This is a genomic window from Bacteroides sp. MSB163, from assembly GCF_036416795.1.
GTDB lineage: Bacteria > Bacteroidota > Bacteroidia > Bacteroidales > Bacteroidaceae > Bacteroides > Bacteroides maternus.
Genome location: NZ_CP143867.1, coordinates 5,528,604 through 5,544,235, shown reverse-complemented (window position 1 = coordinate 5,544,235; position 15,632 = coordinate 5,528,604). Strand labels below are relative to the sequence as shown.

Annotated in this window: 13 protein-coding genes; 3 read left to right on the top strand and 10 right to left on the bottom strand. The window is 43.9% G+C overall.

Going from position 1 to position 15,632, the window contains the following annotated elements; genetic code table 11:
• Positions 1 to 25 precede the first annotated feature (25 nt).
• Together VYM24_RS21920 and VYM24_RS21915 are read right to left on the bottom strand one after the other, a co-directional pair.
• Positions 26 to 1,369, bottom strand: coding sequence for an MFS transporter (locus VYM24_RS21920; RefSeq protein WP_217716137.1), 1,344 nt, complete (start codon positions 1,367 to 1,369; stop codon positions 26 to 28).
• A gap of 45 nt (positions 1,370 to 1,414) precedes the next feature.
• Positions 1,415 to 2,512: an aldose epimerase family protein gene (locus VYM24_RS21915; protein ID WP_330942280.1), complete on the bottom strand. Its 1,098-nt coding sequence runs from the start codon at positions 2,510 to 2,512 to the stop codon at positions 1,415 to 1,417.
• A 200-nt stretch (positions 2,513 to 2,712) separates the two neighbouring features.
• Between VYM24_RS21915 and VYM24_RS21910 the strand changes: the two genes are divergently transcribed.
• Positions 2,713 to 3,687 carry a type I phosphomannose isomerase catalytic subunit gene (locus VYM24_RS21910; protein ID WP_217716138.1) on the top strand — a complete coding sequence of 325 codons (975 nt, stop codon included), beginning with the start codon at positions 2,713 to 2,715 and terminating at the stop codon, positions 3,685 to 3,687.
• Between the two features lie 77 nt (positions 3,688 to 3,764).
• Here VYM24_RS21910 and VYM24_RS21905 read toward each other — a convergent pair whose 3' ends face one another.
• The 3 genes from VYM24_RS21905 to VYM24_RS21895 are packed head-to-tail and all read right to left on the bottom strand — an operon-like array spanning position 3,765 to position 4,640.
• Entirely contained in the window at positions 3,765 to 4,025 is a 261-nt protein-coding gene (locus VYM24_RS21905) for a hypothetical protein (protein WP_291533300.1), read from the bottom strand.
• A 7-nt stretch (positions 4,026 to 4,032) separates the two neighbouring features.
• Complete coding sequence (locus VYM24_RS21900; protein ID WP_149926246.1) at positions 4,033 to 4,398, bottom strand: phage holin family protein; 366 nt, start codon at positions 4,396 to 4,398, stop codon at positions 4,033 to 4,035.
• Between the two features lie 32 nt (positions 4,399 to 4,430).
• On the bottom strand, positions 4,431 to 4,640 hold the full coding sequence (locus tag VYM24_RS21895; protein WP_330940944.1) for a YtxH domain-containing protein: 210 nt from the start codon (positions 4,638 to 4,640) through the stop codon (positions 4,431 to 4,433).
• Between the two features lie 408 nt (positions 4,641 to 5,048).
• Here VYM24_RS21895 and VYM24_RS21890 point away from each other — a divergent pair, with 408 nt between their 5' ends.
• Together VYM24_RS21890 and VYM24_RS21885 are read left to right on the top strand one after the other, a co-directional pair.
• Complete coding sequence (locus VYM24_RS21890) at positions 5,049 to 5,459, top strand: lipocalin-like domain-containing protein (RefSeq protein WP_330940943.1); 411 nt, start codon at positions 5,049 to 5,051, stop codon at positions 5,457 to 5,459.
• 39 nt (positions 5,460 to 5,498) lie between these two features.
• A complete protein-coding gene (locus tag VYM24_RS21885) occupies positions 5,499 to 6,005 on the top strand; it encodes an SPOR domain-containing protein (protein WP_217716141.1) in 507 nt (168 codons plus the stop codon).
• Positions 6,006 to 6,198: 193 nt separating this feature from the next.
• On the opposite strand, the gene VYM24_RS21880 is transcribed toward VYM24_RS21885, so the two are convergent.
• From VYM24_RS21880 to VYM24_RS21860, 5 genes are all read right to left on the bottom strand, one after another.
• A complete protein-coding gene (locus VYM24_RS21880) occupies positions 6,199 to 8,349 on the bottom strand; it encodes a polysaccharide lyase 8 family protein (RefSeq protein ID WP_330940942.1) in 2,151 nt (716 codons plus the stop codon).
• A 115-nt stretch (positions 8,350 to 8,464) separates the two neighbouring features.
• Positions 8,465 to 10,534: a glycoside hydrolase family 2 protein gene (locus VYM24_RS21875; RefSeq protein ID WP_330940941.1), complete on the bottom strand. Its 2,070-nt coding sequence runs from the start codon at positions 10,532 to 10,534 to the stop codon at positions 8,465 to 8,467.
• Between the two features lie 2 nt (positions 10,535 to 10,536).
• Positions 10,537 to 11,646 carry a glycoside hydrolase family 88/105 protein gene (locus tag VYM24_RS21870; RefSeq protein WP_330940940.1) on the bottom strand — a complete coding sequence of 370 codons (1,110 nt, stop codon included), beginning with the start codon at positions 11,644 to 11,646 and terminating at the stop codon, positions 10,537 to 10,539.
• 12 nt (positions 11,647 to 11,658) lie between these two features.
• A complete protein-coding gene (locus VYM24_RS21865; RefSeq protein ID WP_330942279.1) occupies positions 11,659 to 13,038 on the bottom strand; it encodes an alpha-L-fucosidase in 1,380 nt (459 codons plus the stop codon).
• 84 nt (positions 13,039 to 13,122) lie between these two features.
• The gene (locus tag VYM24_RS21860) at positions 13,123 to 15,504 is read right to left on the bottom strand and encodes a glycoside hydrolase family 95 protein (protein WP_330940939.1); all 2,382 of its coding nucleotides are present in this window, start codon (positions 15,502 to 15,504) and stop codon (positions 13,123 to 13,125) included.
• Between the last annotated feature and the right edge of the window lie 128 nt (positions 15,505 to 15,632).

Genomic DNA, 15,632 nt, shown 5'->3' with positions numbered 1-15,632 from the left:
TAATTACCTATACCTTTTAATTGCGTTAATCCTCTACTGGGATATCTTTATTTACATTTTTGCAACCTACCAAGCCGTAGAACAGCAGATAAGCAAGAGCTGCGATAATCAGCCAGTAGCTGGCCATATAACCTACAGAGTCAGAGATGCTTTGTTGGATCAACGGCAATACACCACCACCAACAACCATCATCATAAAGATACCGGATGCTTGTGCTGTATATTTTCCTAATCCTTCTACTGCAAGGTTGAAGATACCACCCCACATTACAGAAGTACAAAGACCGCAGAGTACGAGGAACAATGCGCTGACGGGTACTTGTGCCATCATAAAGCCTTCACCTACAGTGTAACCGGGCATTGAAACTGTTACATCTTTCGGAGTGAAGATAGCAATCAATACAAAAACAATAGCAGTGGCAGATACAACGATTAACTGTGTACGGCTGGAAACTTTACCGCTGATAGCGCTACTTGCAGTACGTCCTACAAGCATCAGTAACCAGTAGATAGCAGCAATAGCACCACCGATAGCAGCGCCGTTCATCATAATTCCGGCACCCTTATCGCTTGCGTCGGCAAGATAGAAGTTCAGTGTACCCGGGATACCGATTTCGATACCTACATAGATGAAGATACCAACTACACCTAATACAGTGTGACGGAAGCTCCATGGACTGTGAGAGAATTTTTCTTTCTTCACTCCACCTTTCTGAAGGTGTGGTTCAGGAATAGCAACAAAAGAAATGATAATAAATGCAGCTACGAATACACCCATAGCGACAAAGAGGAGAGGAGCAACATCTGACATAGCTGTCTTGGAAGTTACTGTACCAATCAAAGCACCTACGAAAAGCGGAGTCAATGTACCGGACAAAGAATTAAGGGCTCCACCTGTTTGAATCAACTGGTTACCTTTGTTACCACCACCACCAAGGAGGTTCAGCATCGGGTTCACCACTGTGTTAAGCATACAAACACAGAAACCGCAGATGAATGCACCAAGCAGATAGATAACGAAATTTAATTTGATAACATATTCGCCGAATGCGAAAACTTCGGCATTTGCTCCGAATAAACTGGAAAGGTATTGTGTGAACAAGCCGAGGAAACCTACTGCCATTGCAATCAATGCAGTTTTCTTGTAACCGATCTTAACGAGCATATTACCGGCAGGAATTCCCATAAACAGATATGCCAGGAAGTTCATCATATTCCCCATCATACCTAAAGTGTTCGAACCCGCATATTCGTTTCTCCAAATCGTACCGAATGGTGCGGCAAGATTGGTAACGAAGGAAATCATCGCAAAAATGAAGAACATGGTAATAATAGCGACAAGATTACCGTTCTGTTTTTGTTGTGTCATGGTTTTTAATTAATTAAATTAGTTATAAAATTAGGTTAGTTATATTCATTCTTGTACACCGAACTTGTAAATGGTTACTTGTTGGTATTCATCGCCCGGGAGCAATACGGCCGATGGGAAATGTGGTTTGTTAGGTGTGTCGGGGAAACATTGTGCTTCAAAGCAAACAGCACTGCGTGCCGGGAAAGTAGCTCCGTGAGCACCTGCAAAGCCGCCTAGCCAGTTCCCTGTATAGAGTTGTACACCGTTCTCTGTGGTATACACTTCCATTGTACGTCCGCTTTCGGGTTCCGTATAAGTAGCGGCAAGGCTTAATTCACCACTCTCTGTCTTATTCAGTACGTAGCAGTGATCGTAACCTGCACCATTCACCAATTGTTGGAACTTATCATCAATACGTTCACCGATGGTATGCGGTGTACGGAAATCCATAGGAGTACCTTCTACCTTCAGGATTTCTCCTGTCGGAATGGACACTTCGTCAATGGGAGTATAATGATCAGCGTTGATAGTAATGATATGGTTCAGAACCGTAGGGGTGGGATTGGCAATACCTGCCAGATTGAAGAAGCCGTGGTTGGTGAGGTTGACAACAGTTGCCTTGTCTGTAGTAGCCCGGTATTCAATAACCAGTGCATTGGTTTCATCTTCCAGACGATAGGTCATTTCTACTTCCAGATTACCGGGAAAGCCCTCTTCGCCATCTGCGGATGTATAGTTGAATACAACAGTCGTCGGATCCGGTTGGACTGCATCCCACACTCTGGCGTGGAAACCTGTGGGTCCACCGTGCAAAGAATTTGGTCCGTTGTTGATTGTCAGATTGTGCTCTTCACCATAAAGAGTGAATTTTCCTTTGGCTATACGGTTTCCGTAGCGTCCGATAGTAGTGTTGAGGAAAGGTTCGGGGCTGTTGACTACATGGTCTATACTGTCATGTCCCAGAATTACGTTAGCATACTTCCCGTTTTTGTCGGGGACCATAATGGAAAGGATAGCGCATCCATAGTTAGTTACTGCAACTTCCATTCCCTGAGCATTTTTAAGAATAAATAAATCAGTCTTCTTGTTATTTATATCTTTTTGAAAGTCTTCCTTGTTCAAACCCGACAAGTTACTTTCCGTTGACACGGTGTTTATCATATCCATGGTATAAAATTAAATTTCTTGCAAATAAAAAGAAATTCTTCCGTACTCCCAAGGGTTTATCTTGAAATGTGAAGAACATTTTAGGAAAGTTTAGCGTTTAACATTTACGAGGCGAATTGATATTTTTTGTAAGTTTGTCGCGTTAATCTAAAAAAATGTAACATTTTTATTTAAAGCTCTAACAAAAACTACGAATGTATCCTTTGAAATTTGAGCCTATTCTGAAGCAGACGCTTTGGGGAGGCGACAAGATTATTGCTTTTAAGCAATTGAATGAAACGCTATCCGGAGTAGGCGAAAGCTGGGAAATCTCGGCTGTAGAAGACAACGAGTCTGTCGTCGCTAATGGACCTGACAAAGGCCTTACGCTCCCTGAGATGGTGGGAAAATACCGTCATGAACTTGTCGGTGAAGTGAATTACTCTCGTTTTGGCACAAAGTTTCCCTTGTTGATAAAATTCATTGATGCCAGGTTGGATTTATCCATCCAGGTACATCCGGGAGATGAGTTGGCGAGAAAACGCCACAATTCTTTCGGCAAGAATGAAATGTGGTATGTGGTATCGGCAGATAAGGGGGCAAAACTGATTTCCGGCTTTTCTGAGCAGATAACTCCGAAAGAATACAAGGAAAGGGTTTATAATGGAACCTTTGCTGAAGTGCTGCAAACGTGCGATGTAAAACCGGGGGATGTGTTCTATGTTCCTGCCGGTCGTGTGCATGGTATCGGTGCCGGTGCTTTTGTTGCTGAAATTCAGCAGACTTCGGATATCACTTATCGTATTTTCGATTACAACCGGAAAGACAAAGAAGGCAAATCTCGCGAGTTGCATACTACTCAGGCTACTGAAGCAATTAATTTTGCTGATGTGCAGGATGACTTCCGTACAGAATATGATCATTTGAAGAATGAACCGGTGGAATTGGTTGCCAGTCCTTACTTCACTACTTCTCTCTATGACATGACAGAAGAAATTACATGTGACTATTCTGAATTGGATTCATTTGTGATTTTCATTTGTGTGGAAGGCGCATGCCGTATCACGGACGACAGCCAGAATGAGATTGCTGTGCGTGCAGGTGAAACGATATTGCTGCCTGCGATTACGCAAGAAGTTACGATTGTTCCGGAAGACGGCGGCGTGAAGTTGCTCGAAACATATCTGTAATCATTGGAATTGAATCAATAAAAAGAGCCGCGTCTCTCAATGGAAGAACGCGGCTTTTTTTGCTTTATGGCGCCTGTTTATCTTCTGGTGGCAAACATGCTTCTGACCTTTCTCATCATCTTTACTCCCAGCATCAATCCGTCGAAGACAGCCATGCCCGTGTTGAAAGCGCGCATAATGGCGTTGCCCTTGTCGGCAGCGGGTGCAAGGGGTGCAAACAGTTCTCTTGCCGTATCCGTCATGATTTCTTTCTGTACATGCAATTTCTTCCGTAATTCTTTTTTTCGTAGCGCGATACTTTCCAGAGTCATGGAAGAGGAGTCAGGCATATTGTTCATGATGGTATCATTTTTCATTATCATTCTCAAAGAACAGTCCGGCAATGAAGTTCACCATTGGATTGATGATGAGTTTCTTGCGGAAAGTGATTACTAATAAAACGAGTAGAAGGTGGAAGCCGGCGATGATGCTGAAGCTTACCATAAGTCCGCCTACAAGCGGGTCTAATATATAAGCTAATGCAAATGACAAATAAAACAGTGCCACCATGCCAAGAATGATGACTACCGATAGTAGTACCAAGGCGGAAAGCAGGATTGAGAGTTTTTCGGTTATTTCCAGTTTGGTATATTCTTTTTGAAGTTTCAGATATTTCTTAAACTCAACGAATAATTGCTGGAGATTTTCAATACTTCTGTCGTCTGCGAACATCATAGTGGCTCTGTTTTTTTGTAGGTTTTGTTTTATTCGGCTCCTTCGCCTTTAATTTCTGCCGCGATTTCGTCTACCAGATTTTCCATCTCGCTACGGTTCAGACGAATTCCCTTTTTGCGGAGAATTTCCGCAATCTTATGGCGGGTGTCTTCTCCTTTTTCGGGAGCAAATAAAATACCAACGGCTGCGCCTACTGCTGCACCGTCCAGAAAAGCTACAAGTACATTTAATCCTTTCATAATTGTTCTCCTTTCTATTTATAGAGGTTTATACTACAAAACTAACATTTTTCTTTATAAAGTTGTTCGCTTAACTTCTTTTTTTTCGAAATATTTATTTTTCTGTTCCGGACTCGGTACTAATCCGAGAACTGTCCGGAATGTACTGGCTCCGTATCTGTTCCGTACTGGCTCCGTATCAGGTCCGTGCTAGCTCCGTATCAGGTCCGTACTAGCTCCGTAGCTACTCTAAGCGTATAGATACGGAGCAAGTACGGAGCAGGTACGGTTCAGGTAATGCCCGAGTACGGTTCGAACCTGGTTTTGTCTGTTAGAAAAGAAACGTGATTAGTTTAATTTAACTATAATGCTGCCCTTTGGATTGATTGTTCCACGTACATTTGTCCTATTATTCGGAATATTAGCTACATGGAGATAGGAAAGAGAAAGATATTTCTGATTATCGGGTTGATAGTGCTTGTGCTGGCAGCTTGTAGTAATGTTGACGGCGATTTGGATGATAAGTGGCAGTTGAGGCAATATCAATATGCTGACGGTTCTATTGAACGGCAAGATAGCATCTTTTATAATTTCCAGAAAGGTAGCTTTTCTGCTATTTGTTTGCTGAAAAATGGTCGCTATCAAACGTTTTTTGGAAATTATTCTTTGAAAGGAGATAAAATTTCTATTATTTTGCTGCCTCAAAGTATGGAAGACGAAAACTATTCATTCTATATGGGGTGGGAAAATGGAGAACGGACATTTACAATGGAAGATTTGACTTCTTCATCCCTTCATCTGGAATATGAGGGAGTTCGTTATATATTCCGCAGATATTAAGTATAGATTATAGAAATTACTAACAAAAACAATATGATTATGAAAAAATTAGCATTTTTAGGAATGGGATTGTGCATTGCATTTGCATTCTCTTCTTGTAAATCGAGTGAAAGCGCTTACAAAAAAGCATATGAAAAAGCAAAACAGCAAGAACTGGCAGAACCTCAGGTTACTGAACCGGTAGAAGTTTCTCCGGTAGTGAGTGCTCCGGTTGAAGCAAAGGTTGTGGAAAGTGTGCCTGTTGCAACTGCCGGTGTACGTCAGGAAAAAGTGGAAGTAATTTCTGGCGTGGGCGGTTTGAAAGATTACAGTGTGGTTTGTGGTAGCTTTAGTGTGAAGGCTAATGCCGAAAGCCTGAAAGATTTTCTGGATAAGGAAGGTTATAGCGCTGTGATTGCCTTTAATCCGGATGCAGCAATGTATCGTGTAATTGTGAGCACTTTTGCCGACAGAGCTTCTGCAGCTGATGCGCGCGATGCTTTCAAGTCTAAATACTCCAACCGTAAGGATTTCCAGAGTGCCTGGTTGCTGTATCGTCTCAAATAATATTAGATTTTATTTGATATTTGATTGATAGAAAGGAAAACTTCCCTTTCAAGATGAGAGTGTATTAAAAGAAATTTTGATACGCTCTTCTTTTTTGTGAGATGAACAAAGTCTCAATCAAGATTGATTATTCAACTGATTGAGACTTTAGGGGAAAGTTGATATTGTGTTAGGTCAATTGATTGTGATATGATTAAAGGACGATATCAAAGGCCTTGGTAGATCCGGCATAAATGCCACTGTTCCGGTAATCACAATTGATTGTTTTTGATTGTTTTCGCATCCGGATGTCTATGGTTATATTGGATTGCGTCTGTCCCGGATCTGCTATATGAAGTTGCATTTCATTTTGACCCTTTATTTTTACCATTAATGCACAGGCTTTATCTACCTTTACTGTGAGATCTTTGTATGTGAACTCTCCTGCGCAGTAAAATATCATTTGCAATAGATCTGATTTATTGCTTCTGACTGCTTGCAGATTTTCTGTGTTGGATAGAATTTCAATGTTTTTTTTCTTCTGATACTTTTTTACCTCATCGGCTGTTTGCATGCCAGGTACGATAATGTAAGCATAAGTTTCATCTGATGGTTGTTCGCCATGGTCAAGGCATATAGTGAAGACATCTTTTTGCACACTATCTTTGGGAGCAGTGTGATTGATATCATACCAGCTTCCTGTTTGCGGCTGGTTGGATACGAATAAATCTCCACCATTTGGGAATAAGTACCCTATTTTATTGTGAAGGATCCACTCAGGAGAAGTGTAGTTGAAATTGCCCTGTGCTATTTCAGTCTGTTTATTTTTGTGGCGTAATATAGCTTTTCCGGAAGTGGACAGGCACTGGTTTACGGTTGTATACACAGGATATTGAGACGTAGAGTGGATACCTGCTCCCAGACATACCACTTCCTCATCGAAGAAAAACCATGCTTTCCGTGCACTGGTATTGATGTCGGAGTATGAATCAGTGTATGAATAGACAGATGCTCCATAAAGGCTGTCGGACACTCCTCCGGCAAAAGTAGAAGTGCCGGGTGTTTGCCAGTCACTGGCTGCTAAAGGTATTTGGGGAACTTGTGGGGCTGTTATTCCTGGGATGCGAGTCCAGTTCCAGACCGGGAAGATATTGGCATATTCATTTCCTTCGGTAACTATGTTGGTACATCCATCGGACATGAAGTAGGTTTTCAGATTCTCTCCATTCCCATATTCGCAACGGGCTGTTCGTGTAGATACCATCCGGACATCAAAAGTGTAGGCAGGACGTATATGTAAGGTATAATCTCCACGGAAATAGTGGGTATGTCTGGGTGACAAAGCATAGTCAGCAGGCTGTTTTCCACTCAGGCGTGAGATGATTTCTTCGTATTCATTGGTGTGAGCCGGATCAAGTTCAATCATACGTTTGGCGAATAAGCCTGTATGGGATTTTTTAGTGACTCCAGGACGACTTACACCTCTTCCCAATACATCGAACAGCATATATTGTCCGCGCATGGTGGCATAATAAGTTTCACGCATGAATCTGCTCAGTAATGCCAGTTTATCCTGAGGAATTGCATATTGGGTTCCTTTGGTATACATGGCTATTTGGGTGACACCTTTCAGAATTTCGTCTCCATAGCCACCGATATAGAGTTGTGCACCATGCTGAAAGTAGCTGTTGTCGTGCTGAAAACCTTCTTTGGTGGTATATACTATGGGACTGTATGCGTTTTCGAGTGCAATTTTCAGGTCGGTTTCATTTTCAGAAAGACACGCCCGATAGATCCAGTGCAGTGCAATGTCGGTACGATTGGCGCCTGTCCATTTGGCAGGATGTCCGCCATCCTTCTCTATTCGTTCCAAAATCTTCTTTTCAAGTTCTGCCGGAAGCTGTTTCTCGCCTGTACGCATTTGTATCAGTATTATGCCCAGGCGTTGAGGTTCCGCTATTTGATTGTACCACCAATTGTGGCACCACGGGTTGCGTTCATGCCAGTATTCCAGCCCTTTTTGAATTTTAGTAAACAGATTTTCGTCTTTATAATACTTGTTTTGGGGATTGGTATAGGCGAAAGCAAAGTCGGAGAGACGGTCAATGTGTTTCATTGGCGGCCAGTTGGTTCGTTCGATACTGGCGTAATCCACATCTGTGAATGAGCCGTCAGCCTCGTTGTAGGTCTTTAAATCTTTATCAATGGAAGGGTTTTTGGCAAAGTCAAGCCTGATTTTCTGCATTAACGCTTCATACTCGTTATCGGGATCCGGAGTGTTTGGAGCAAAACTGGCCGAATAGGCTTTTGCTGACATCAGACTCCCTATGACAATTAATGTTATAAGCCGGATTGTGGTCTTCATATTATTTTCGGTTTAATGTATTATTTAAGTTGGGGCAAATATAGGTCGGTAAATTGATACCGACCTTATTATTTTATCTGTTTTATATGCTATAATTGTCCATTTGCGGCTCCATTCAGAAGCCGGAGTGTTCGTTCCGGTTTTCACGGTTATCGGTGCTCCGGCGTTGTTCACCTTGATAATGCCATGTTATTTCGTCGGCATATTTCTTTCCGTTCCGGTCTGTAATGACGGCTTGCAGCTTGTTTTCCCCATTTGCCAGTGTCACGTTGTCAATGATATAATGTACTGCCGTATATCCTTTCCGGATGTTGTCCAATGCTTTCCCGTTCAGGAAAACTTTCGGGGTGCCGAGGTTGGAATATACTGTGACACTGGTGGTTCGGGTTTCTCGCTGGTCGTTTCTCCTTTGAGTCAGATAGAGGACGGGATTTTTACTCCAGTTGGCTTTGTACCAGAAATAAGAATCCTTTAGGGTTTTACGGTCGAAGGTAACCAGGCCTTTCATGTTGCGTGCCGGTACCCCTCCGCGTTCCCACATCGGGCAGGCAAAGTCGAACATATTCCATACGTATGAGGCAATGATGTACGGGTGTTTTGCTATTACTGACCACTGATATTCAAGGGTTTTGGTCTGGAATGTTTCGGGATAAAACTCTTTAGTCCAGTTCAGCGATTCTCCCAGAAACTCAGTCTGATGTTGGAGGTTTGCATCGGCTCCGTACTCCGTCAGCATCAGTTTCATTTCGGGGTATTCCGTTTCCAAATGTTCTACCCAAGCATCAATATCCCGGATTTTCTTTTCATACCAGCCGAAATAGCGGTTCATGCCCTGGATGTCAGCTTGCATGTTTACCGGATGTTCGGCATGGCCATAGCCGTTCACGGCTACAGTGTATCGTCCGGGATCTTCCGTCTTAGCCAGGTCGTGCAGGGAGCGGGTAAGTTGTGTCGTATAGGCATGGGGGTGATAAACTTCATTGTGTAATCCCCAAACGTAGATGGAAGGGTGGTTGAAACTTTGACGGATCAATTCGCGCAGTTGGTTGTGCGCATTTTCCCACTCTTTGCCGGTAACGCGGTTTACGAATGGTATTTCAGCCCAAATGATCAGCCCCAAGCTGTCGCAACGTGAATAGAGGTACTCTGACTGCTGATAATGGGCGAAGCGAACGGTGGTGGCTCCAATATCCATGATGAAAGCCAGATCTGTATCGTGTTGCTCGTTGCTGAGAGCAGCACCGGTTTCCCACCAGTCCTGATGGCGGGCGACACCGTACATGGGATACTTTTTCCCGTTAAGGAAGAAACCTTTTCCGGCGATTATTTCATAGTTGCGCAGTCCCAGCGGTTGCGATATTTCATCAATTACTTTTCCATTCTGATACAGGCGGGAGGTGACCTTGTACAGATAAGGATCTTCCCGTCCCTGCCACAGGTGCGGTCGTTTTAGTTTGAAATGACTGGTACGTGCCTGCATTCCTTGGAATTGCAGGTCGAATGATTGGCGTTCAGCAGCAATCTGTTTGCCTGTGACGTCATAGATTACATTCTCCAAAATTACGGGAACGGGATATAGCCCGTTATTATCCAGTTTTACCTTTACCGAGATTTCTGCTGATTGCCGCGATACGTTCTTTTGTGAGATGTATACGCCCGATGAAGCATGATCGGTTACTGCAATGTTACAGCTATCAGTGATGATGAGCCATACCGGGCGATAGATACCGCCGTATATGCCGAACAGATTGTGATTGACAGGGACAACGTCAGGGCGTGCCGTGTTGTCCACCAGCACTTTGATTTCGTTTTCTTCACCGAATTTGATTTCGTTTTGGATTTCGCATGTAAAAGCGGAGTATCCTCCCTTATGGCTTCCGGTGAGTTTACCGTTGACGTATACCTCCGCACAACTCCCTACGCCTTCGAAGCGCAGGAAAAGGCGTTTTCCTTTCCAGGATTCGGGAAACAGACAGCTTTTCCGGTAACTGGCGCTTCCTTCATAAAAGGCTTTTGCCTTTATTTGCATATCCGTAGCATTCCAGGTGTGTGGAAGGGTAACTTCGGTAGAGAGTGAGTCTTTCTTGAAAAACCACTTGTCGTTGAAGGGCACGATGTCGCGTGCCTTCAGCGAAGTGATGCCACAAAGGCAAAATAATAAAAATATGAATACCGGTCTTCTCATAGTTATGGAACCATTTTATAAATCTGGTTGCCGGCCAGCAGGAACGCTCCTACACCATAGACCTCCGTCATTTCACGAGTCACTTTCTTGGGATCTGCACCAATGGGTTGTACATAACCCAGCTTGCCGTCTTTCTCCACTGCCTTGACGAGAGCTTGCCAACCTTTCTCGATGGCGGGCATCATGACTGTTTTGTCCAGTAACCCTTCATTGACACCATAGGCCAGTGCATAGACAATGAAGCCGGTGGCACTTGTTTCGGGTGAAGGATAAGAGTCGGGGTCCAGCAGACTTGCATGCCAATATCCGTCCTTGCCCTGCAACCGGACGATGCGGTTGGACAACGTGATGAAGAGATCCTGGTAGAATTGGCGGTGCATGTTATTTCGGGGTAGTGTCTGGAGAATTTCACAAAGTCCGCCTAACACCCAGCCATTACCGCGTCCCCAGAAAACTTTCTTACCATTGGCCTCTTTCTGTTTGAAGTAGCGGTGATCTCTGTAGAAAAGCTCTTCTTCTTTGTCAAAAAGGTAATCGTAAGTTGCTTTGTATTCCCGATTCATGAATTCGATATATTTCCAGTCATTCGTCAGCATATACATTTTGGCATATACGGGAGGAGCCATGAACAGTGCGTCACACCATGACCAGCGTTCCAGGCTTGCCATATTTCTGTAATCCAGTTCCAGCGTGCTGGCCGAAGGATGGTTGATGACGAATTCCGTGCGTGCCAGGGTAGGAAGCATCATATTGCGATCGTTATATTTCTGATACATTTCTAGGAAGACTTGTCCTACAGCGATGAAGTCTGCATGATACATGTACTTTCCCATTTGCCAGGCATTCCGCCGGCCTATTTTCAGGAGCCAATTGTAATATTGGCTGTCACCGTCTTCTTTTTCGGTCAATTCGGCCCAGTCTATCATTCCCATGTACAGTGCGGCATAGGTCCAGTTCAGGTCGTCATGTTCCGCACCTGTTGCCGGATTGGCTATTTGCCAGTCTGCCACACGTTTCATGATAGATTTTATTTCCGTTTTATTAAAATAGCTTTGTCCATAGGAACACAAGGCTGTAACGGACAGGATGGAATAGATAATTAAACGTTTCATTTTTACTTTTTTTTAGGTGAGTGCTTCACGATATTTATTGGTTTTACTTTCGGATGACTTTATTTCGAGTTTGATGACAAAAGGCTCGTTGAATTCATGTTTGGGCATACTTACATTATATTCATTGCGGGCTGTTTCGGTGACTTTTATGTTCTCTCCGTTCAGTAGGGAAGCCTTGATAATTTGGGTTCCCTTTGGAGTTTTGGCGGTCAGCTGTCCGGAGTAGGGACGATTGAATACCACCATGTAGACATGGTGGTTCTTGGCGGTGTAGTAACCCCAGTCCTGTTTCTCCCAGCCGGCGTAGCCACAGGCATAGATGCATTCACCGTTCCGGGTTGTCCATTTACCGATAACTTTGGCAAGTTCTTTTTCTTCTGCACGGAAGTCTCCGTCCGGTTGGGGGCCGAAGTTGACTACCATGTTACCTCCCATAGATACAGCGTGAACAATGCGTTCCAGTACCTCAACCGGATTCTTGATATAGCTCAATGACCAATCCTTGTGGTATCCCCATTGGTTTTCGGGGATGGTCATGCAGGCTTCCCAATCCCATTTCGTTACTTGCAGGTCCTTTACGGGATCGGGTAACCGGCGTTCGTAGGCCGATTCGTAGTCTCCCATCAGGTGTCCGTTGCTGTCGAAGTGTCTTTTGCCATAATCATCGGCGCGCAAACGACTGTTGACGGTTACGCCGGGGATGAGGTCTTTTAGCATACGTTCGGCATGCGCAGTCCACCAGCCGTTTTTCTTGATGCTTGCATCCCAGGTTCCGTCGAACCAGAAGTCTTTGACGGTGGGGTAGCGGGTGGCGAGTTCTTTCAGTTGATTGTCCGTGAACGTAAGAAAACGTTGGAAAGCTTTTTCATCTTCCTCGTTCTTAAGGTCGTATCGCCAGTCCGGATGGCTCCAGTCCATTACGGAGAAGTAGAAATGGACATCAATGCCTGCATCGTTATAGGCTTTTACCAGTTCTCCCAAGATATCTTTCTTGTAGGGCGTATTGGCTACCGTGTACTTGGTGAACTGACTTGGCCATAGGCAGAAGCCCTCATGGTGTTTGGTAGTGATTTTTACATATTTCACTCCCATTTCTTTTGCCATTTGTGCCCATCTTTTTGCATTGAATTTCTCAGGTTTCCATTGCTGCATCAGTTGTAGCCATTCATCAGCGGGAACTTTGGCCCACGACTTAAGCCACTCGGCGGCTCCGTTATATACTTTGCCTTCCCATTCGCCTCCTGGTATGGCGTATAGACCCCAGTGTATGAATGCTCCCAAGCGGTTTTCTCTGAATTTCTGCATAGACTGATCGAGACGTTTACCTAAGCGGTCGGCACCATAGTGCAGTTCTATTTCCATATCGGCAGGTAACGTCTTTTGTGCCTGCATGGAGGAAGTAAGTAAGAACAGGATTAGGAGTGTGGCGATTGCTGGATAATGTTTCTTCATAATGTTAGTAAAATTATTGATTTGTTAATCTTCCTGGATATTGATTTTATAGGTTTCTCCTTTTCTTGTATTGAATTCTATGATATTGCTGTCGGATACCTTGAATTTTACAGGTTTCTCTTTGCTGTCCGTTATATAGGCTTTCTTGCTACATTTCAACCGGCAGACTTCGCCCATATTGGAGTGAATGAGAATTAACCGGATATTGCTAGCCTTCCATGTAGCTGATACCTGAAAGTTGCCGCGTGCCATAAGTCCGCTGAAACTGCCATCTTCCCATTTGTCGGGGATAGCAGCCAGTGGGGCTATATATCCCTCGTGACTTTGCAATAACATCTCTGCAATGCCGGCAGTGGCTCCGAAATTGGCATCTATCTGGAAAGGTGGATGAGTGCCCCAAAGATTTTCCAACGTTTTGTAAGTTAGTATGTTCCGATACAATTCATAGGCTTTATTGCCATTCTTGGCCCTTGCCCATAAGTTCTGCCTGTGTGCCATGCCCCATCCGGTAGATTGGTCGCCTCGCTTTTGCAAAGTCACTTTGGCAGCTTCCAGCCATTCGGGGGTGTTTGAGTTGATGAGGGTGCCTGGATACATGGCGCATAGTTGGGATATGTGGCGGTGTTCATATTGTCCGATCTCTCCATATTCCTTCTCTTCGCGGAACTCCTTTATTTGCCCGGATGTTCCGATTTGTATGGCATCCAATTTATCGATCTGTTTTCTTATCGTTTCGAGGAAAGGATCCTTCTTATTCAGGATTCGCGCGGCTTCTAATAAGTCATGATAGGTTTCCAGAATCATGCTTTGGTCGAATATACATCCTTTGGTGCGATAATATGTTTGCTGGTGAACCTGCTCGGGCGAGAATGAGGGATCAACCAGGAGCGTACCATCTTGTTGAGGCTTCAATGTCTTGGACAGGAACTGCGCCATGCCCAGAAGGGTGGGATATATATGGTCTTTCAGGAGTTGCTTGTCGCGTGTGAAGTCATAATAATCCCAGAAAAGTTTGACTGTGAACCCTCCTGTTCCCGGTCCGGAATGGCCTCCGGGACCTGATATACCAAAGGCAGTAGCACCTGTACCGATTGTCCATCCGTTTTCTTCGGCTATGGGAGAGAGTGCCTGCGGGTTATTTTGAGTGATGTATTTTATGGCTTCCTGAACAGCTGCTTTACGGAATGCTTCATTATATTCCATATATGGAATAAATGATTCGGCCAGATTTGTATTGAAAGCCGGCCAGTAGTTCATCTGCACATTCACGTTATGCCAGTATCCCCCCGACCAGGGGGCATATTGATATTGATTCCAGGCACCTTGCAGATTAGCAGGAAGTGAACCCGGACGCGAGGAAGCTATCAGCAAATAGCGCCCATACTGAAAAAACAGTTCTTCCAGGTAAGGATCTTGTTTTCCGTTGCGATATTGGTATAGTAACTTATCAGTGGTAATGGAGGGAATATGGTCGGTTAAACTGAAATTTACACGGTTGAAAAGCCGCTGATAGTCGGCAATGTGTTCTTGACGAAGACGTTCGTATCCTTTCTTCGTAGCAGTATGGATACATTTGGCAACTTTGTCGTGGGGTAAGGCATTACCTTTGAATTTTTCGGCATTGGGCAATAGGAAAACATTGTCCTGCAACTGATATGAAGTTGCTACGGATATATATAGCACAACACTGTCAGCCTTGTTTATGCTAATTGTAGCCGGTTCGCCTTCTTTATCATTGCATGTGGTGGTTCCTCCATAATTCACTACCTTAATCTGACCTTCATACGCCAGATGAAAATATTGTATTTCACCCTCCAGCATTATCAAATCATTTTGTGAACGTATGTATCCGCTACGTCCGTTTTGCTCTTTGTCAAAAGGATGCAGATAGGGCAATACCGGACGTACTGTGAATGTCATCATGCCTGGTTGACTGGCTTTCAATTTCACGGCAATTACATTATCCGGATAGTTGGCAAAATATTCCCGTTGATATTCTACGCCTTCATGCTTGTAGCTGACTGTAGAAATGGCGTCATTCAGGCGTAAGGCTCGTTTGTAATCTTGCGCATAATTATGATGGATATCCAGATAGATTTCTGCAAAATTAGTGAAGCCACCTATGCCGTAAGCGCCTTTGTTGCCCATTGTTTTTTCTGCCAACTGGATACGTTCCGTATCAGTCCGTCCGAAAAGACATGCTCCTATAGCTCCGTTTCCTATCGGGAGTGACCATCTTTCCCAATCTTCATCGTACGGAAATCCTCTTGAGACGGTTTGACTGAAATCTCCTCCCCGGTTATAGGCCGGACGATTGTACCATAGTATATAGTCTTTAATTAACTCTCCACTTTGCATACTGGAGATGAGTAAAAACAAAAGAGTTGATAGGAAGAATCTTTTCATGTTTTTTATAGTTGATTTTACTGCAAAGGTAGAGAAACTTTTATCGTAAATATTCTCAATACGTTTTGTTTTAGGAATATCGGACAATATGTGCTATAGAATTGGATATTATTGATACCGTTTGAAAC